This window comes from Streptomyces sp. NPDC104831 (assembly GCF_055583025.1).
Genome location: NZ_JBVJOT010000001.1, coordinates 71,074 through 90,866, shown reverse-complemented (window position 1 = coordinate 90,866; position 19,793 = coordinate 71,074). Strand labels below are relative to the sequence as shown.

At 74.7% G+C, this 19,793-nt stretch carries 13 protein-coding genes; 8 read left to right on the top strand and 5 right to left on the bottom strand.

The window, feature by feature from the left end; all coding sequences use genetic code 11:
- The first annotated feature begins 344 nt into the window (after window positions 1-344).
- Window positions 345-2,819, top strand: a complete 2,475-nt coding sequence (gene pcrA / locus ACZ63H_RS00390) for a DNA helicase PcrA (RefSeq protein ID WP_469860700.1) — start codon at window positions 345-347, stop codon at window positions 2,817-2,819.
- A 43-nt stretch (window positions 2,820-2,862) separates the two neighbouring features.
- Here pcrA and ACZ63H_RS00385 read toward each other — a convergent pair whose 3' ends face one another.
- Both ACZ63H_RS00385 and ACZ63H_RS00380 read right to left on the bottom strand, forming a co-directional pair.
- Window positions 2,863-4,374 (bottom strand): M23 family metallopeptidase, encoded by a 1,512-nt coding sequence (locus tag ACZ63H_RS00385; RefSeq protein ID WP_469860698.1) that lies wholly within the window; start codon window positions 4,372-4,374, stop codon window positions 2,863-2,865.
- A gap of 275 nt (window positions 4,375-4,649) precedes the next feature.
- The gene (locus tag ACZ63H_RS00380) at window positions 4,650-5,504 is read right to left on the bottom strand and encodes an esterase/lipase family protein (RefSeq protein ID WP_469860696.1); all 855 of its coding nucleotides are present in this window, start codon (window positions 5,502-5,504) and stop codon (window positions 4,650-4,652) included.
- Window positions 5,505-5,723: 219 nt separating this feature from the next.
- Between ACZ63H_RS00380 and ACZ63H_RS00375 the strand changes: the two genes are divergently transcribed.
- Window positions 5,724-6,146 (top strand): cobalamin B12-binding domain-containing protein, encoded by a 423-nt coding sequence (locus ACZ63H_RS00375; RefSeq protein WP_469860694.1) that lies wholly within the window; start codon window positions 5,724-5,726, stop codon window positions 6,144-6,146.
- Here ACZ63H_RS00375 and ACZ63H_RS00370 read toward each other — a convergent pair.
- Entirely contained in the window at window positions 6,122-7,792 is a 1,671-nt protein-coding gene (locus ACZ63H_RS00370) for a DUF5691 domain-containing protein (RefSeq protein WP_469860692.1), read from the bottom strand. The genes ACZ63H_RS00375 and ACZ63H_RS00370 overlap by 25 nt on opposite strands.
- Before the next feature lie 49 nt (window positions 7,793-7,841).
- A complete protein-coding gene (locus ACZ63H_RS00365; protein ID WP_469860690.1) occupies window positions 7,842-9,188 on the bottom strand; it encodes an SWIM zinc finger family protein in 1,347 nt (448 codons plus the stop codon).
- A 132-nt stretch (window positions 9,189-9,320) separates the two neighbouring features.
- On the opposite strand from ACZ63H_RS00365, the gene ACZ63H_RS00360 reads away from it, so the two are divergent.
- The 5 genes from ACZ63H_RS00360 to sucD all read left to right on the top strand — a co-directional run bounded on the left by ACZ63H_RS00360 (window position 9,321) and on the right by sucD (window position 16,704).
- Window positions 9,321-10,451 (top strand): ATP-binding protein, encoded by a 1,131-nt coding sequence (locus tag ACZ63H_RS00360; protein ID WP_469860688.1) that lies wholly within the window; start codon window positions 9,321-9,323, stop codon window positions 10,449-10,451.
- Window positions 10,448-13,075 carry a DUF5682 family protein gene (locus ACZ63H_RS00355; RefSeq protein WP_469860686.1) on the top strand — a complete coding sequence of 876 codons (2,628 nt, stop codon included), beginning with the start codon at window positions 10,448-10,450 and terminating at the stop codon, window positions 13,073-13,075. The genes ACZ63H_RS00360 and ACZ63H_RS00355 overlap by 4 nt, the downstream gene beginning before the upstream one ends.
- A complete protein-coding gene (locus ACZ63H_RS00350) occupies window positions 13,072-14,277 on the top strand; it encodes a VWA domain-containing protein (protein ID WP_469860684.1) in 1,206 nt (401 codons plus the stop codon). Before ACZ63H_RS00355 ends, ACZ63H_RS00350 begins: the two co-directional genes overlap by 4 nt.
- A gap of 340 nt (window positions 14,278-14,617) precedes the next feature.
- Complete coding sequence (gene sucC / locus ACZ63H_RS00345; protein WP_469860682.1) at window positions 14,618-15,793, top strand: ADP-forming succinate--CoA ligase subunit beta; 1,176 nt, start codon at window positions 14,618-14,620, stop codon at window positions 15,791-15,793.
- Window positions 15,794-15,819: 26 nt separating this feature from the next.
- Window positions 15,820-16,704, top strand: coding sequence for a succinate--CoA ligase subunit alpha (gene sucD, locus ACZ63H_RS00340; protein WP_469860680.1), 885 nt, complete (start codon window positions 15,820-15,822; stop codon window positions 16,702-16,704).
- Between the two features lie 97 nt (window positions 16,705-16,801).
- On the opposite strand, the gene ACZ63H_RS00335 is transcribed toward sucD, so the two are convergent.
- Window positions 16,802-17,767: an RNA polymerase sigma factor gene (locus tag ACZ63H_RS00335; protein ID WP_469860678.1), complete on the bottom strand. Its 966-nt coding sequence runs from the start codon at window positions 17,765-17,767 to the stop codon at window positions 16,802-16,804.
- 111 nt (window positions 17,768-17,878) lie between these two features.
- On the opposite strand from ACZ63H_RS00335, the gene ACZ63H_RS00330 reads away from it, so the two are divergent.
- The gene (locus ACZ63H_RS00330) at window positions 17,879-19,726 is read left to right on the top strand and encodes a cell division protein PerM (protein WP_469860676.1); all 1,848 of its coding nucleotides are present in this window, start codon (window positions 17,879-17,881) and stop codon (window positions 19,724-19,726) included.
- Window positions 19,727-19,793: the final 67 nt, after the last annotated feature.

The window sequence follows — 19,793 nt, the reverse complement described above, 5'->3', positions numbered from 1 at the left end:
CGTCCCGGGCGGGAGCCGGCCGCTTCGCCCCGGGATCGGTGGGTCCCCGGCTCCGGGCGCCGTGCGGGGCGCCGGACTCGGCGGAGGCCGTACGGACCGGCGACGTTCGCCGGAGAGGGTGTCGTGCGGCCTGACGGCAACCTAGCCAACTCGTGAGTCTTCTGTGAAGGTCGGCGTGCGCCCTGTCCGATACGTTTCCGTGACCTGGGGGCGGTGCGCGCGTCGGTGACCAGGTGCTTCCGCCGGGTCACGCCGTACGCGCGAAAGACCAACCACCCCGGGAACGGGCCATGTTCCGGGGACGGCGACCGGTTGTCGGTGGGGCGCCCTAGACTCGTAGAGCGATGAGCAGCCTCTTTGACGACAGCTTCCTGGCGGACCTCCAGACCCCCCGCGGGCACGAGGAGGAGCCGCCGCCCGAGGACGACCACGTTCCGGAGCCGATTCCGGACGATCTGTTCGGCGGGAAGTTCGACGTGCCGCCGGACCGGGACACCCACTACCGCGACGGCGCCCCGCGCCCCGCGCTGGACGCGGCGGCCCTCCTGGAGGGGCTGAACGAGAACCAGCGCGCCGCCGTCGTGCACGCCGGCTCCCCGCTGCTCATCGTCGCCGGCGCCGGCTCCGGCAAGACCCGCGTGCTCACCCACCGCATCGCCCACCTGCTGGCCGAGCGGAACGTCCACTCGGGCCAGATCCTCGCGATCACCTTCACCAACAAGGCCGCGGGCGAGATGAAGGAGCGCGTGGAGCAGCTCGTCGGCCCGCGCGCGCACGCGATGTGGGTGATGACCTTCCACAGCGCGTGCGTGCGCATCCTGCGCCGGGAGAGCAAGAGGCTCGGCTTCACCTCGTCGTTCTCGATCTACGACGCCGCCGACAGCAAGCGCCTGATGGCCCTGGTCTGCCGCGACCTGGACCTCGACCCCAAGCGCTTCCCGCCCAAGTCCTTCAGCGCCAAGATCAGCAACCTGAAGAACGAGCTGATCGACGAGGAGGACTTCGCCGCCCGGGCCGCCGACGGCTTCGAGAAGACCCTCGCCCAGGCCTACGCCCTGTACCAGTCGCGGCTGCGCGAGGCGAACGCGCTGGACTTCGACGACCTGATCATGACGACGGTCAACCTGCTGCGCGCCTTCCCGGACGTCGCCGAGCACTACCGCCGCCGCTTCCGGCACGTCCTGGTCGACGAGTACCAGGACACCAACCACGCCCAGTACGCCCTCGTACGGGAACTCGTCGGCACCGGGGAGCGCGCCGCCGGCGAGGCGGACACCCCGCCGGGCGAGCACGACATCCCGCCGGCCGAGCTGTGCGTCGTGGGTGACGCGGACCAGTCGATCTACGCCTTCCGAGGCGCGACGATCCGCAACATCCTCCAGTTCGAGGAGGACTACCCGGACGCGACGACGATCCTGCTGGAGCAGAACTACCGCTCCACGCAGACCATCCTGTCCGCCGCCAACGCGGTCATCGAGCGCAACGAGTCCCGCCGCCCCAAGAACCTGTGGACCAACGCCGGCCAGGGCGCCCGGATCACCGGGTACGTCGCCGACACCGAGCACGACGAGGCCCAGTTCGTCGCCGACGAGATAGACCGCCTGGTCGACGCGGGCCAGGCGCGCGCCTCGGACGTCGCCGTCTTCTACCGCACCAACGCCCAGTCCCGTGTCTTCGAAGAGGTCTTCATCCGCGTCGGCCTGCCCTACAAGGTCGTCGGCGGCGTCCGCTTCTACGAACGCAAGGAGGTCCGGGACGTCCTGTCCTATCTGCGTGTCCTCGCCAACCCCGAGGACTCGGTGCCGCTGCGCCGCATCCTCAACGTGCCCAAGCGGGGCATCGGCGAGCGCGCGGAGGCGATGATCGACGCCCTCGCCCAGCGCGAGAGGATCAGCTTCCCGCAGGCCCTGAAGCGGGTGGACGAGGCGTACGGCATGGCCGCGCGCTCGACCAACGCGGTCAAGCGGTTCAACACGCTGATGGAGGAGCTGCGCACGATCGTCGAGTCCGGTGCCGGACCGGCCACCGTGCTCGAAGCGGTCCTGGAGCGCACCGGCTACCTCGCCGAGCTGCAGTCCTCCACCGACCCGCAGGACGAGACCCGGATCGAGAACCTCCAGGAACTCGCGGCCGTGGCCCTGGAGTTCGAGCAGGAGCGCGGCGAGGGCGAGCAGGGGACCCTCGCCGACTTCCTGGAGCAGGTCGCCCTGGTCGCCGACTCCGACCAGATCCCCGACGAGGAGGACGGCGGCGGCGTCATCACGCTGATGACCCTGCACACCGCCAAGGGCCTGGAGTTCCCGGTGGTGTTCCTCACCGGCATGGAGGACGGCGTCTTCCCGCACATGCGGGCCCTCGGCCAGACCAAGGAGCTGGAGGAGGAGCGGCGCCTCGCGTACGTGGGCATCACGCGCGCGCGGGAGCGGCTGTACCTCACCCGGTCGGCGATGCGCAGCGCCTGGGGCCAGCCGTCGTACAACCCGCCCTCCCGCTTCCTGGAGGAGATCCCGCCCGCCCACGTGGAGTGGAAGCGGACCGGGGCCACGGCCACGGCGCCGGCGTCCGGGATCGCGGCCTCGCTGTCCTCGACCCGGTCGCGTTCCTCGGCGTCGGGCGCGTCCGGGTTCGCCACCCGGCGCACGGCGGAGAAGCCGGTGGTCGGGCTGGCCGTCGGGGACCGGGTCACCCACGACCAGTTCGGGCTCGGCACGGTCGTCGCGGTGAAGGGCACGGGCGCGAACGCGGAGGCGACGATCGACTTCGGCGACACCAAGCCGAAGCGGCTGCTGCTGCGGTACGCGCCGGTGGAGAAGCTGTAGCCGCGTGGAAGAAGGGCCCCGCCGGCGAGCGGGGCCCCGCGGGTCAGGTGGGGTCGAGGCCGTGGCTGCGCAGCCACGGCAGGGGGTCTATCGCCGACCCGCCCGCCGGCCGGACCTCGAAGTGCAGGTGCGGGCCGGTGGAGTTGCCCGAGTTGCCGGAGTAGGCGATGGGCTCGCCGGCCTTCACGGTCGTACCGGAGGCGACGCGGTAGCTGGACAGGTGGCAGTACCAGGTCTCCGTGCCGTCCTTGGCCGTCACGATCATCATGTTGCCGTAGGCGCTGTTCCACTTGGTGGTGACGGTGCCGTCGGTGGCGGCCATCACCGTGGTGCCGTAGGAGACCGGGAAATCGATGCCGGAGTGCACCGACATCCAGTTGATGCCGGCCTGGCCGTAGTAGGCGCTGAGCCCGTGCTGCGCGACCGGCAGCGCGAACTTGGGACGCAGCCGCTCCTTGAGCGCCGCCTCCGCCGCCGCCTTCTTCTTCTCCATCTCCTGCTGCGCCTTGAGGTCGATCCGCTCCTGGGTGCGGCTCGCCCGGTCGGCGAAGTCGTCGGCGCCGGCGGAGAGGGTCTGGAGCTGGGAGTCCAGCTTGCTGTTGGCGACCGCCGGCTTGACCGGCTGCGCGTCCGAGGCGGTGGTGGCGGTCTCCTTGGAGTCGTCGGAGAGCGCGCCGACCGAGGCGGCGGCGATCCCCGCGACCCCCATCACACAGGCCGAGGGCACGGCGACGGTGAGCAGTGCCGAGCGCTTGGCGGGCGTACGGCGCCGGGAGCGGGCCGCGCCGCGCGAGCCCGCGCGGGCCGCCGGGACCGGGGTGACCTCCTCCTGGCCGTCCAGCAGCACGGTCACGGCGGGCAGTTCGCCGGTGGCGTCCGCCTCGTCCGGGGTGGGGGCCGCGTCGGTGAACCCGGATTCCGCGTACGGCTCGTGCGGGTAGGCCGGGGCCGGGTCGCCGGGGGTGTCGGTGCCGACCGCCTCGAAGGCCGCGGTGGCCTGCTGGTCGAACGGTTCGCCGTCCCGCGCGGGCCCGGCCGGCGCGCCCTGCCCGGCGGAGTTCCACTGCGTGGCGTCGTACGCGCCCGTGTCGAAGGTCTGGGTGCCCCACTCCCACTGCTGGGTGGAATCGTGGGTGCCCGACGGGTCGGGCTGCTGCCAGGCTCCCGTGTCCCACTGGCCGCTGACATCGTTTCCGGTGGCCTGTACGGGGACGGTCCAGGCGGTGGTGTCGTAGACCCCGGAGTCGTAGGCGGCCACGTGCTGGGCCGCGTACGGGTCGTAGGCCGGGAGCGGGCCGGTGCCGGACTGCCACTGGGCGGTGCCGTACGCGCCGGTGGTCGGCTCGCCACCCGGGAGGCTGCCGAAGAGCGGGTCGGAGTGGAAGCCCGTGGTGCTCGCGGAACCATCGGTAAAACCGGTGGCGTCATATCCGCCGTACGTGGTGAGGTCGTCGTAGGAGGCTTCCTGGGCTCCGTACGGCGCGTAGTGCCCGGTGGAGGCGTCGGAAGCCGGGGCCGGGGTGGTCATCGTCCCCGACGGGTGACGGTCGTTCACCAACTTCTCTTTCGCCTCGACAACAGGGGCTGCCAGAGCAGTGCGGCGACTGTACCCGGCAGTACCTGGGCGCGACAATCTTCGGACGGTTTCGCGTGGGCCGTAAACGGGCATTCGGCCGTGTTTCGGGGGCTCCCAACGCGACTTTGGCTTTGCGTTCGAAGAATGTTCGAGGTCGTGCGGCGTTTTGTGCCGGCTGTGTACGGCCTGTCAGGCGCCCGTGTGCCGCCTCCCGCTGTCGGCCCGCGCGCCGGCCGGCCGGTCCCGGGCCGCCGTCAGGCCACGGTGAGGCCGCCGGGGAGCCGGTCCCCGGGGTGCGGGGCGTCGAGGACCTCGCGTATGGCGGTCGCCACGGCCGGATGCACGGGCAGTGCGAGATGGCCGATGCCGGTCACCCGGACGTTGAGCGCGTCGAGATCCGGGTGGGTCAGGCAGGCCGTCTCCAGCGGGACCATCAGCGAGTCCAGGTCGCTCCAGAAGCTCACGAAACGGGTCCGGCAGCCGGACGCGGGCCGGGTCAGCTCCTCGATCACCGCGGAGCCCGGCCGCATCTGCCGCACGATCGGATGCGCGTCCGCCAGCGGCGCGACCCGGGTGCCGGAGTGCGGGGTGCCCAGCGTGACCAGAGTGCGCACCCGGCCGTCACCGCCGAGACACTGTGCGTAATAGCGCGCGATCAGACCGCCGAGACTGTGTCCCACGATGTCGACCCGCGCGCTGCCGGTGCGCTCGCAGATCTCCTCGATGTGCCGGCCGAGCAGTTCCGCGGCGACCCGTATGTCGCAGGTGAGCGGGGAGTAGTTGAGGGACTCGACGCGCTGGCGGCCGTGCTGGGCGAGGGCGCGGCGCAGCAGCACGAACACCGAGCGGTTGTCGATGAAGCCGTGCAGCAGCACGACCGGCGGGGCGGGGCGGACCGGCAGCCGGGCGGTGCCGTCGTCCGGGGCGGGCAGGGCGGCGGGGTGGCGTTCGCGGATCACGCCGGTCGGATAGAGCAGCAGGTGGCCCGCCAGAACGGCGGCGTCCAGGGCTGTCGCCCGCAGCAGCGTCATGGACGGTCCGGCCAGTCTGCCCGGCCACAGCCGGCGGCAGAGCGGGAGAAAGAGCGGCAGTGCTCCGGTGACCTTCATCGGCCGACCTCCTGTCGGCACGCGAAGGTCGTCCTCGGCCCTCGTGCGCCTCATGTCCCACCATGTGATTTCCCCCTCGCCGCGCACCGTAAAACCGCCGGGTGCGGGATGCTGGGGATAACGTTCGTTCACTTCGACGCTGGCGGAACGCGCCAAAAGTGCGGTACTTGTCGGTGGAACGGAAGCGATCGCTTCCGTGGTCGCTTGATGGAGGCAGTGATGGGTGTGGCAGCCGGTCCGATCCGCGTGGTGGTCGCCAAGCCGGGGCTCGACGGCCACGATCGCGGGGCCAAGGTCATCGCGCGGGCGCTGCGCGACGCCGGTATGGAGGTCATCTACACCGGGCTCCACCAGACGCCGGAGCAGATCGTCGCAACCGCCATCCAGGAGGACGCCGACGCGATCGGCCTGTCCATCCTCTCCGGCGCCCACAACACGCTGTTCGCCGCGGTCATCGACCTGCTCAAGGAGCGGGAGGCCGAGGACATCCTCGTCTTCGGCGGCGGCATCATCCCGGAGGAGGACATCGCGCCGCTGAAGGAGAAGGGCGTCGCGGAGATCTTCACCCCCGGTGCGACGACCACGGCGATCGTGGAATGGGTGCGGGAGAACGTCCGTCAGCCGGCCGCGTCCGGCGGCTGAGCGCCCTCCTCCCGCGGGGCGGCGGGCGGCCGGAGTTCCCGGGTCATCTCCGCCCGCAGCCGCAGCGTGGTGACCAGCCGCTGGAACGCCTCCGCCCAGTACCCGCCGGCGCCCGGCGCGGCGTCCTCCGGCTCCTCGGGCAGCGCGAGCAGCGTCTCCAGACGCGTCGCCTCCGCCGGGTCCAGGCAGCGCTCCGCCAGCCCCATCACCCCGCTGAAGCTCCACGGGTAACTGCCGGCGTCCCGGGCGATGTCGAGGGCGTCCACCACCGCCCGGCCCAGTGGCGGAGCCCACGGCACCGCGCACACCCCGAGCAGCTGGAACGCCTCCGACAGGCCGTGCGTGGCGATGAACCCGGCCACCCACGCGGCCCGGCGGTCCGGTTCCAGCGCGGCCAGCAGCTTCGCCCGCTCCGCCAGGGACACCGCGCCCGGGCCGCCCGCCTCCGGCGCCGACGGCGAGCCGAGCAGCGCCCGCGACCACGCGGCGTCCCGCTGCCGGACCGCCGCCCGGCACCAGGCCGCGTGGAGTTCGCCCTGCCAGCCGTCCGTCACCGGCAGCGCCACGATCTCCTCGGGCGTCCGGCCGCCCAGCCGCCCCGGCCAGGTGCCGAGCGGGGCGGACTCCACCAACTGGCCGAGCCACCACGACCGTTCCCCGCGGCCCGCCGGGGGCGTGGCCACCACGCCGTCCCGCTCCATGTCCGCGTCGCACGCGAGCGGCGCCTCCACCACGATCGCCGGCGTGTCCCCGGTCCGGTCCAGGGCCACGCACGCCCTCGCCCGTACGGCCATCCGCGCGGCGAGCGCCGAGCCCGGCAGCGCCGACAGCAGATCCGCCGCGGTGGCCCGCACATTGCGGCTGCGGTCGCCCAACGCCCGTTCCAGGAAAGGCTCGTCCGCGTCCGACAGACCCGTGCGGAGCGAGTCCAGGAACATCAGGCGGTCCTCCGCGCGCTCCGACACCCACGTCGACGCCAGCAGCTCCCGTCCCCGCGCGGGCGTACGGGCGCGCAACGCGCCGAGCAGCGCCGCCCGCTCCGCGAACAGCCCCTCCTGCCACAGCCGGCGCACCGCCTCCGCGTCCTCGGGGCCCGGCAGCGCCGCGCCGCCGCCGGGGGCGGCGCGCAGGGCGAACCGCCAGTCCGGGTTCAGCCGGGCCAGCCACAGGGCGCGCGGCCCGGCGAACGCCAGCGCCGCCGGGCGCAGGTCGGTGCGGCCGCGGGCCGCGTCCAGCAGGGCGGGCAGGACCTGCGGGGGCGCCGCGTACCCGTGCGCGTTGGCCGCCGCGAGCCACTGCGGAAGCAGTTCCATCAGGTCCGGGGAGCTGCCCCGGCGCCCGCTGCCCGCGCCGCCGGAGCGGTCGGCCAGCAGGGTGGTGAGCCGGCGTGCCGCGGGCGCGGGCAGGGGCGGGCGCGGATCGGCGGGCGCCCGCTCGGGCCGTCGGGCCGCCGGTCCGGGACGCAGCCCGGCCCGCCGTCGCACCGTCGCCGCGGCCGCCGCGTCGAGCAGCGCGGCCGGTGCCGTGCGGCCGGGCGGGACGCGCGCCGGGGCGCGCCGGTCGGTGCCGAGGAGCGCGCTCGTGACCAGTTCCTCCCAGGTGCCGTCCGGAACCGCCGTGTCCCTGCCGCCCGGTGTCCCGCTCATCACGTTCCCTCCCCTTCGCCCGCCTGCCCATGGGTGTCCGTACGGCCGGTCAGCACAGCGGCACCGCCTCGCCCGCGCCCTCCGGCCACGCCGTGAGCGGGGTGAACCCGCGGTGGCCCGCTTCCCCGAAGACGGTGACGGGGGCGCCGCCGGACAGCGCGACCAGCCGCCACAGGCCGGGCCGGGAGCGGGCGGACCCGGTCAGCGGCAGGGCCGTGTCCGTGTCGGCGTCGGCCAGCTGCCACCGGTCGCCGTCCGGGACCGGCACCACCCGGCCGAGGGTCACCGGGACCGCCTCCAGCCAGGGGTCGTCGCGCAGCGCCTCGCCGTACCGGGCCACCGCCTCGGCGGTGGTCGTCCCCGGCGGGCGGAACGCGGCCGGGGACGGCGCGGCGAACCGCTCGCCCAGGGCGGCCCGGGCCCGGCCCTCGCCCGGATACGCCGTCAGCTCCGCCTCCACGGCCAGGCCGACCGGCAGGGACAGCTCCGGGGGCCGGCCCGCCGCGCCGTACGACAGCAGCTGCCGGGTCCGGCCGGACTCCGCGCCGTGCAGCCATATCCGGCGCGTCGTCAGTTTCGGGTCCACCACGTCGTATTGCGCGAGGACCAGCCAGCGGTCGCGCAGCGGCGGGCCGGCGGGTGCGGCGGGCAGGCCGATCCGGGAGCGGACCGTGGCCGCGAGGGCGTCCGGCAGCCGGTCCCGGCGCAGCCAGCCCTGGTCGAGCAGGTGCAGCAGCGCGCACTCCTCCAGCAGCCGTGCCGGCCAGCCCGCGCCGGACGCCGGGACCGCCCCCAGCTCCCGCACGCGCGCGGCCAGCCCGGGCGCCTGCGCGTCGACCATGCGGGCCGCCGTCTCGTCCCACCAGCCGTACCCCGCCTGTTCGACCGCGGCCAGGCCGCCGCGCAGCAGGTCCGCCAGGCGCTGCTCCAGCTCGGTCGCGCCCGCCGTGATCCGCTCGGCCCGGCGCTCGGCACGCCGCCGGGCCGCCTCCGGATCGGCGGGGCCGCCGGCCGGCCCCGCCCCGTCCCGTGCCCCTGCGGCCTCCCCCCGGCCGCGCCGCCCCGCGAGCCACTGCCCGGCCCAGTCCGGCGGCCGCGCGCCGTCCGGCACCGCGTCCCCGTCACCCGCCCACAGCAGGAGCAGGCCGAGCGCGTGCTTGCACGGGAACTTACGGCTCGGGCATCCGCACCTGTACGCCGGGCCGGCCAGGTCCACCACCGTCTGGTACGGCCTGCTGCCGCTGCCCTTGCACAACCCCCACACCGCGCCCTGTCCGCTCCCGGTCCCGGACCACGGCCCGGCCACCCCGAGCTTGCTCCCCGCCTTGTGTGACGCGGCGTCAGGCGCCAGTGCCAGCACCTGGTCCGCGGTCCAGCGCACCCCCTGCTCAGTCATGCCGACGACGGTAGGCCCCGCCACTGACAATCGCCCCGGCGAGCGCGTTCGCGCAGGTCACAGCGATTGTCAGTGGCGTGGTGCACGGTGGGTGCCAGAACCGAACCGGCCGAGCTGGAGGGGGCCTCAGCCATGACTGTGTCCGCGGAACCGACGACCGCCACACCCCACCGCGACGAGACCGCGCAGGTGCTGCGACCGCACGCCGAGCACGCCTTCGCGGCCGAACTCGCCGCGCTCGCCGCGCAGGACGACCGCCCGCGCCCGGCCCGCTGGAAGCTGTCGCCCTGGGCGGTGGCGACCTATCTGCTCGGCGGCACCCTGCCGGACGGCACGGTGATCACCCCCAAGTACGTGGGCCCGCGCCGCATCGTCGAGGTCGCCGTCACCACGCTCGCCACCGACCGCGCCCTGCTCCTGCTCGGGGTCCCCGGCACCGCGAAGACCTGGGTGTCGGAGCACCTGGCCGCCGCCGTCAGCGGTGACTCCACGCTGCTGGTGCAGGGCACGGCCGGCACCCCGGAGGAGGCGATCCGCTACGGCTGGAACTACGCGCGGCTCCTCGCCCACGGCCCGAGCCGCGAAGCCCTGGTGCCCAGCCCCGTCATGCGGGCCATGGCCGAGGGCATGACGGCCCGGGTGGAGGAGCTGACCCGGATCCCGGCCGACGTGCAGGACACGCTGATCACGATCCTGTCCGAGAAGACCCTGCCCGTCCCCGAACTGGGCGAGGAGGTCCAGGCGGTCCGCGGGTTCAACCTCATCGCCACCGCCAACGACCGCGACCGCGGGGTCAACGACCTCTCCAGCGCCCTGCGCCGCCGCTTCAACACCGTGGTGCTGCCGCTGCCCGAGAGCGCCGAAGCGGAGGTCGACATCGTCACCCGCCGGGTCGAACAGCTCGGCCGCTCCCTGGACCTGCCGGCCGCGCCCGACGGCATCGAGGAGATCCGCCGGGTCGTCACCGTCTTCCGCGAGCTGCGCGACGGCATCACCGCCGACGGCCGGACGAAGCTCAAGTCCCCCAGCGGCACGCTGTCCACCGCGGAGGCCATCTCCGTCGTCACCAGCGGCCTCGCGCTCGCCACCCACTTCGGCGACGGCGTGCTGCGCCCCGGCGATGTCGCGGCCGGCATCCTCGGCGCCGTCGTCCGCGATCCGGCGGCCGACCGGGTCGTCTGGCAGGAGTATCTGGAGACGGTCGTGCGCGAGCGCGAGGGCTGGACCGACTTCTACCGCGCCTGCCGGGAGGCCGGCGCATGACCGGCATCGGGGAGGGCACGGCCTACGACGCCGGGCCGTTGCTGCTGGGCGTGCGGCACCACGGACCCGGTTCCGCGCGCGCGGTGCGGGCCGCGCTGGACGCCGCCCGGCCCGCCGTCGTCCTCGTCGAGGGCCCGCCCGAGGCCGACGCGCTGATCCCGCTGGCCGCCGACCCCGCTCTGCGGCCCCCGGTCGCCCTCCTCGCGCACGCCGTCGACGAGCCCGGCCGCTCGGCCTTCTGGCCGTTCGCCGAGTTCAGCCCCGAGTGGGTGGCCGTCCGCTGGGCCCTGGCACACGACGTCCCCGCCCGCTTCATCGACCTGCCGGCCACGCACACCCTGGCGTGGCGGGAGGGAGGGGGAACGGGGGAGCACGACGCGGCCGGCGACGAGGACGGCCGCGACGACCTGGGGCGCGGACCGGACGGCGGCGAGGGGGGTCCCGACGGCCGCGGGCGACGTTCCGAGGGCCGCGACGGCGGGGCGGACGGGGGCGCGGGCGGGCCGGGCGCAGGCGTGAGCGGTGCGGACGGGTGCGCGCTCGGTCCGGGGAGCGGGGAGGGCGCGGGTGACGTCGAGGAGATCCGGGTCGATCCGCTCGCCGTGCTCGCCCAGGCGGCCGGGTACGACGATCCGGAGCGCTGGTGGGAGGACGTCGTCGAGCACCGGGGGCCGGGCGCCGGCGACCCCTTCGCGCCGTTCGCGGCGGTGGAGGAGGCCATGACCGCGCTGCGCGAGCGGTACGGCGCCGGCGGGCGCCGGGACCTCGTCCGCGAAGCCCACATGCGGCTGCGGCTGCGGGCGGCGCGCAAGGAGTTCGGACGCGCCGTGGCCGTGGTGTGCGGGGCGTGGCACGTGCCCGCGCTCCGCGAGCAGACCACCGTCGCCGCCGACCGCGCCCTGCTCCGGGGCCTGCCGAAGATCAGGACCGATGTCACCTGGGTGCCCTGGACGCACCGCAGACTGGCCCGGGCCGGAGGGTACGGCGCCGGCATCGAGTCGCCCGGCTGGTACGAGCACCTCTTCCGGGCCCCCGACCGGCCCGTGGAGCGATGGCTGACGAAGGTGGCCGGACTGCTGCGCGAGGAGGACCGGATCGTGTCCTCCGCACACGTCATCGAGGCCGTCAGGCTCGCGGAGACGCTGGCGGCGCTGCGGGGCCGCCCGCTGCCCGGCCTCGGTGAGACCACCGACGCGGTGCGCGCGGTGCTGTGCGAGGGCTCGGACGTGCCACTGGCGCTGGTGCACGACCGGCTGGTGGTCGGTGACGCCCTGGGCGAGGTGCCGGAGTCGGCGCCCGCCGTGCCGTTGCAGCGCGACCTGGCCCGGCGGCAGCGCTCGCTGCGGCTCAGGCCCGAGGCAGCGGAGCGCGACCTGGAGCTGGACCTGCGCGGCGGCACCGACGCCGGGCGCAGCCGGCTGCTGCACCGGCTGAGGCTGCTCGGCGTCGACTGGGGGGAGCCGGTCCGGTCCCGGGGCGGTACGGGCACGTTCCGGGAGAGCTGGCGGCTGCGCTGGGAGCCCGAGCTGTCGGTGCGGGTCGCCGAGGCGGGCGTGTGGGGGACGACCGTACGGGCGGCGGCCCGGGCCAGGGCCGAGGCGGACGCGGCGGCGGCGCGCGCCCTGGCCGACGTCACCGCGCTCGCCGAGCAGTGCCTGCTGGCCGGGCTGCCGGAGGCGCTGCCCGTGGTCATGCGGGTGCTCGCCGACCGGGCCGCCCTCGACACGGACGTCGGCCACCTCGCCCAGGCCCTGCCCGCCCTGGTCCGCTCCCTGCGCTACGGCGACGTGCGCGGCACCGACACCGGGGCGCTGGCCGAGGTCGCCGCGGGCCTCGCCGAGCGCGTCTTCGTCGGCCTGCCCCCGGCCTGCACCGCCCTCGACGCCGACGCGGCGGACGAGATGCGCGACCACGTGGACGCCGTCCACACCGCGGTGGGCCTGCTGACGGAGAGCCTGACCGGGGCGGGCACGAAGCCCCCCGGCGCGGAGGCGGGCGGTGACGGCCGGTCCTCCCGCGGGGACGGCACGCTCCCCACCGGCGGTCACGGCACCGTCGGTGGCCTGCGGGACCGCTGGCGGACGGTGCTGCGGGCGCTCTCGTCGCGGGACACCGTGCCCGGTGTCATCCGGGGGCGGGCCGTGCGGCTGCTGCTGGACGACGGTGCGTCACGGCCCGAGGAGGCGGCCCGGCTGATGGGGCTCGCGCTGTCACCGGGCACGCCGCCCGCCGATGCCGCCGCCTGGATCGAAGGGTTCGCCGGCGGCGGGGGCGGGCTGCTGCTGGTCCACGACGAGCGGCTGCTCGGCCTGCTCGACACCTGGCTGACCGGGGTGCCGGCGGACGCCTTCACCGACGTGCTGCCGCTGCTGCGGCGCACCTTCGCGGCGTACGACCCGGGGGTGCGCAGAACCCTCGGCGAACTGGTCCGGCGCGGCCCCGGCGGCCGTCCGGACGGCACGGCGCGGGCAGCCGTGGTCCCCGGTTTCGCCGCCGAGCCGGACACCGGACGCGCCGACGCCGTACTGCCGGCGCTGCGGCTGCTGCTCGGCCCGGAGGCGGACGGGGACACGGACAGGACGGACACGAAGGATCGCGAGAGCCTCGCGGGGGTGGGCACATGACGGACACGACGGCCGGACCGGCACAGGCACACGCACAGGCACCGGGACAGGCGGCGGACCCGGCGCGGGAGCGGCTGCGGCGCTGGCGGCTGGTGCTCGGCGGGGACCAGGCCGACGGCACCGGATGCACGCTGTCCGGCCGGGACGCGGCGATGGACGGCGCGCTGGCCGCGCTCTACGGCAAGGGGGACCGGCCGCAGCCGGGACGGGACCGTTCGGCCGGGCTCGGTGCCTCGGCGCCGTCCGTGGCGCGCTGGCTCGGGGACATCCGCGACTACTTCCCGTCCTCCGTCGTCCAGGTCATGCAGCGCGACGCCATCGACCGGCTCGGCCTCGCCTCCCTGCTGCTGGAACCGGAGATGCTCCAGGCGGTGGAGCCCGACGTGCACCTGGTCGGCACGCTGCTCTCGCTGCACAAGGCGATGCCGGAGACCACCCGGGAGACCGCCCGCGCCGTCGTGCGCAAGGTGGTCGATGAGCTGGAGGAGCGGCTCGCCACCCGCACCCGGGCCACCCTCACCGGCGCCCTGGACCGCAGCGCGCGCGTCCGGCGCCCGCGCCACCACGACATCGACTGGAACCGCACGATCGCGGCCAACCTCAAGCACTACCTGCCCGAGCACCGCACGGTCGTACCGGAACGGCTGATCGGCTACGGGCGGGCCGCGCGGTCGGTGCGCAAGGAGGTCGTCCTCTGCGTCGACCAGTCCGGGTCGATGGCGGCGTCCGTCGTGTACGCGTCGGTGTTCGGGGCGGTCCTCGCCTCCATGCGGTCGATCAGCACCCGGCTCGTCGTCTTCGACACGGCGGTCGCCGACCTCACCGACCAGCTGGACGACCCCGTCGACGTGCTCTTCGGCACCCAGCTCGGCGGCGGCACGGACATCAACCGGGCGCTCGCCTACTGCCAGGAGCGGATCACCCGGCCGGCCGAGACCGTCGTCGTGCTGATCAGCGACCTCTACGAGGGCGGGATCCGTGACGAGATGCTCAAGCGGGTCGCCGCGATGCAGGCGTCCGGGGTGCGGTTCGTGGCGCTGCTCGCGCTGTCGGACGAGGGGGCGCCCGCCTACGACCGGGAGCACGCGGCGGCGCTCGCCGCGCTCGGCGCACCGGCCTTCGCCTGCACCCCCGACCTGTTCCCCGACGTGATGGCGGCGGCCCTGGAGAAGCGCCCGCTGCCGGTACCCGACCCGGTGTGACCCGGACGGCCTCGACACCGGCCGGGAGCACGCGGCGGCGCGCGTCTCACCGGGCCCGTCCGCGCCCGGTGAGACCGCGCGGATCACCCGCGGACACCCGACGGCACCCATAGGACGGCACCCCGTGCCAGGGAATGCGGCATCATGTGACAGGTATCACCGCGCGTGTGTGACCCTCGATTTAGGGAGCCCCCGCAAGCGGCGATAACCTGCGAGACGGACATGCCGCGCGCTCGGACACCGTGTGCGCCTCCCTTGTGACAAGCGGACGTCACGTTGCCCTTCGCGGCACGCCCACGCATCCAACGAACCGCGAGATCACTGATAGGGACGGAAGCGCGTGGACCTGTTCGAGTACCAGGCGAGGGACCTCTTCGCCAAGCACGATGTACCGGTGCTGGCCGGTGAAGTCATCGACACGCCTGAGGCGGCGCGCGAGATCACCGAGCGGCTCGGCGGCAAGTCCGTCGTCAAGGCGCAGGTGAAGGTCGGTGGCCGCGGTAAGGCCGGTGGCGTGAAGCTCGCCGCCACCCCGGACGAGGCCGTTGCCCGCGCGACGGACATCCTCGGCATGGACATCAAGGGCCACACGGTCCACAAGGTCATGATCGCCGAGACCGCTCCGGAGATCGTCGAGGAGTACTACGTCTCCTTCCTCCTCGACCGCGCCAACCGCACCTTCCTCTCCATCGCCTCCGTCGAGGGCGGCATGGAGATCGAGGAGGTGGCGGCCACCCGTCCGGAGGCCGTCGCCAAGACCCCGATCGACCCGATCGACGGTGTGGACGAGGCCAAGGCCCGCGAGATCGTCGAGGCCGCCAAGTTCCCGGCCGAGGTCGCGGACAAGGTCGCGAACGTCCTGGTCAGGCTGTGGGACACCTTCATCAAGTCGGACGCCCTCCTGGTCGAGGTGAACCCGCTGGCGAAGGTCGCCTCCGGCGAGGTCATCGCCCTGGACGGCAAGGTGTCGCTGGACGACAACGCCGAGTTCCGCCACGACTGGGACGAGCTGCACGACAAGGCCGCCGCCAACCCGCTCGAGGCGGCTGCCAAGGAGAAGGGCCTCAACTACGTCAAGCTCGAGGGCGAGGTCGGCATCATCGGCAACGGCGCCGGTCTCGTCATGAGCACCCTGGACGTCGTCGCGTACGCCGGTGAGAAGCACGGTGGCGTCAAGCCCGCCAACTTCCTGGACATCGGCGGCGGCGCCTCCGCCCAGGTGATGGCGAACGGCCTGGAGATCATCCTGGGCGACCCGGACGTGAAGTCCGTCTTCGTGAACGTCTTCGGTGGCATCACCGCCTGCGACGAGGTCGCCAACGGCATCGTGCAGGCCCTGAAGCTCCTGGAGGACCGCGGCGAGAAGGTCGAGAAGCCGCTCGTCGTCCGCCTCGACGGCAACAACGCCGAGCTGGGCCGGAAGATCCTCACGGACGCCGACCACCCGCTGGTGCAGCGCGTCGACACCATGGACGGCGCGGCCGACAAGGCCGCCGAGCTGGCCGCCGCCAAGTAAGCACGAGGACGAGGACTCAAACCACCATGGCTATCTGGCTCAACAAGGACAGCAAGGTCATCGTCCAGGGCATGACCGGCGCCACCGGCATGAAGCACACCAAGCTCATGCTCGGTGACGGCACGAACGTCGTGGGCGGCGTGAACCCGCGCAAGGCGGGTCAGACCGTGGACTTCGACGGCACCGAGGTACCCGTCTTCGGCACCGTCAAGGAGGCCATCGAGGCCACCGGCGCCAACGTCTCCGTCATCTTCGTGCCGGAGAAGTTCACCAAGGACGCGGTCGTCGAGGCCATCGACGCCGAGATCCCGCTGGCCGTCGTCATCACCGAGGGCATCGCCGTGCACGACACGGCCTCGTTCTGGGCGTACGCCGGCAAGAAGGGCAACAAGACCCGCATCATCGGCCCGAACTGCCCCGGCATCATCACCCCGGGCCAGTCGAACGTCGGCATCATCCCGGGCGACATCACCAAGCCGGGCCGCATCGGCCTGGTGTCGAAGTCGGGCACGCTGACGTACCAGATGATGTACGAGCTGCGCGACATCGGCTTCTCCACGGCCGTCGGCATCGGTGGCGACCCGATCATCGGCACCACCCACATCGACGCCCTGGCCGCGTTCCAGGACGACCCCGAGACCGACCTCATCGTGATGATCGGTGAGATCGGCGGCGACGCCGAGGAGCGTGCCGCGGCGTTCATCAAGGAGAACGTGACCAAGCCGGTCGTCGGCTACGTCGCGGGCTTCACCGCGCCGGAGGGCAAGACCATGGGTCACGCCGGCGCCATCGTCTCCGGCTCCTCCGGCACCGCACAGGCCAAGAAGGAGGCCCTGGAGGCCGCCGGCGTCAAGGTCGGCAAGACCCCGACCGAGACGGCGAAGCTGGCCCGGGAGATCCTCTCGGCCTGAACGGCTTAGCACCGCCTCGGCAGGCCCGTCCCCCCACCGGGACGGGCCTGCCGACGTTCCACCGTGCCGCGGCATGCCGCCGCGCCGGCCGCCGTCCTCACCGGGCCTGCGGGGCCAGTCGCTGCGGGCCGTTGGTCTCCGTTCCGGCCAGCTTCTCCCGCAGGGCGCGCTCCTGCCGGGACAGCGGACCCATTCCGCCCGCCGCCGGTACTCCCCGAACCGCCTGCGCCGGGGCGATCGGCGGCTCGTACCGGGTCGGCGCCGTGCGCAGCGTGAGCGTCGTCGCGCCGACGATCGTGACCGTGAAGGCGATGGCCGCCCGGGTCCAGAAGACGTTCCGGCGCTCACCGCCGGTCCGTACGTGGGTGGGCCGGGCCGCGCTCAGCCGTTCGGCCGAGGCCAGTTCGAGCAGCCGGCGGTGGAGCGCGGCGGGATCGGCCAGTTCCGGCAGCCGCGCGGCCACCGCCTCGCGCGCATGAGTCAGCCGGTTCGCGGCGGCCGGGGTGCTCGCCTCCGTCTCCGCCGCCGTCTCCGGCAGATCGAGCCCCACACCGTCGTACAGGACGAGCGTGCGCCGGTAGGCCGGCGGCAGCGTGAGCAGCGCGTGCAGCAGCTCCCGGTCGGCCGGTTCGGCGGGCGGGGGCTCCGGGGACCGGTGGCGGGGGCGGAACCGGTGCCAGGGGGAGAGCGCCCAGTCGTACGCCACCGCCCGCACCCACCCGGCCGGGTCCCGGTCCCGGGCCACGTCCGGCCAGCGCTGCCAGGCCAGCTGGAAGGCCCGCTCCACCGCCTCGCGGGCCAGCTCCCGGCGCCCGGTGAGCAGATAGGTCTGGCGCACGAGGGCCGGGGCGCAGAAGGCGTAGAGGGCGTCGAAGGCTTGAGCGGGCGTCAGCTGCGGGGACGGGCCGGACGGTGCGCCGGCCGGTTGCTCCGCATCCGCGTCCGTGGTGTCCGGGCCCGTGCGCCCGGACGTCTTCTGATCCGGCGTCAGCGGCCGGGACCGGCGCAGGCGTCGGCGGTTGCCCGGCGGTGGCGGGCCGGCGGTGGTCTGCGTCGTCACCATGCACCCTTTCGTACGAAAAAGAACATAAACATATATTGGGCGACACATCGGGCGTTCGCCCGTTACACCGGGAAAGCGCGTGTCGTTGGGAGCATGGCGTGCGTGATCCGGATGACCGTTCGCCCCTCCTCGTCGTCGCCCGCGCTCTCCCGGCTGCGCGACCGCTCGCCCGGACTCGCCGCGAGCCTGCTGGCCGGGGCCGTCGCGGCCGGTCTGGGCCTCGGCTCGCTGGCGGTGCTCGTGATGGCGCTGTGGGTCGGCTCGCCGTACCCCGACAGCGGGCCGGCCGGTGCGCTGCACGTCGCCACCGGTCTGTGGCTGCTGGCGCACGGCGTCGAACTGGTCCGCGCCGACACGCTGTCCGGCGCCCCGATGCCCGTCGGCGTCACCCCGCTGCTGCTGCTCGCCCTGCCGGTGTGGCTGCTGTACCGGGCGGCCCGGGACGCCACCGACGCGCCCGCCGACCCGGACGGCCCGCCGCCGGTGCCCGCGCGCACGGCGTGGACGGGCGTGGTCCTCGGCTATCTGGGCGTCGGTGCCGCAGCGGCGCTGTACTGCGCGGGCGGCGAACCGCACCCGCACTGGGGCTGGCTGACGGTGTGCCTGCCGGCGGTGGCGGCGGGCGCGGCCGGCGCCGGGGTGTGGTCGGCCCACGGCCACCCGCCCGAGCCCGTGCTGCGCGTGCTCGCGGTGCTGCCGGGACGGGTGCGGCGGCTGGTGTTCGGCGGGGACGAGCGGGCCCGGCTGGGCGCGGCGGCACGGGCGGCCGGTGCCGCCACGGCGGTGCTCCTCGGCGGCGGGGCCCTGCTGGTCGGGGTGTCGCTGGTGTGGCACGGCGCGTCGGTGCGAGGGTCCTTCCTCCAGCTGGCGGAGGGCTGGACGGGCCGCTTCGCCGTCCTGCTGCTCGGCATCGCGCTGATCCCCAACGCCGCGCTGTGGGCCGCGTCCTACGCCCTCGGCCCCGGCTTCGCCCTCGGCGACGGACACCTGGTCGGTCCCTTCGCCTCCGACCCCGCTCCGCTGCTGCCGCCGTTCCCGCTGCTGGCCGCGGTGCCGGAACCGGGGGCCGGTGCGCCGCAGAACTGGGCGGCGGGGCTGGTGCCGGCGGTGGCCGCGGTGACGGCGGGGTGGTTCGTGGCGCGGGCGGCGGTGCGGCGGCCGGGACCCGGGGAGCCGGCCCGGGCCCGCTGGACGGTCGGCCAGACCGCCGGGGTGGTGCTGCTGACGGCGGTGGTCTGCGCGGCGGCCGTCGCCCTGCTCACCGCGCTCGCCGGCGGACCGCTGGGCGTGGCCGCGCTGTCCCGACTGGGCCCGCCGTGGGCGCGCGCCGGGGGCGCGGCGGCGGTCTGGACCTCGGTGTTCGCGCTGCCGGCGGCCCTCCTCGCCCGTGCCTGGTGGCTGCTGCGCGGCCGGCGTCCGCGCCTCGGCGGGGGCCCGGCGCCGGGGGCCGAGGAGGGGGATGCGGCGCAGGAGGGGGCGCCGGGGGAGAGGGGAGGCGGCACGGCCGCCGGCGCGTCCCCTCTCCCGGCGAAGCAGGGGGCGGCCGGGGAGACGCCGGACAGGGGAGAGCCGCCGGAGCCGGGCACGGGCGCCGCCGGGACCGCGGCGGGGGCCGGTCACGGGGGCGCCGGGACCGGCGCGACCGCGTCCGGGGCCAGGCGGTGGGGCCGGGACAGGCGGAGGGTGCCGGTCCAGGCGGAGGCCGCGGCCGAGACCGCCGAGGAGGACCTCTACGACTTCCTCCCCGCCGAAGATCCCTTCCCGACGCCGTTCACCGAGTCCCGCGCGGGCGACTGGCACGACGACATGGCCCGTGCCTCCCGCTGGGCGGCCCTGAGGCGGGCCGCGTCGGACTCCGCCCCCGCTCCGGCCGCCGAGCCGTCACCCGCGGAGCCGCCCGGGCATCCGCCCGCCGCCCCGGAGCACCACCCCGGCACCCGGCCGCACTCCGCGGAGTGAGGAGCGGAGCGAGGAGCGGGACACAGCCGCCCCCTCCAGCTCCCACCACCCACTGGTCCCCGGTCTC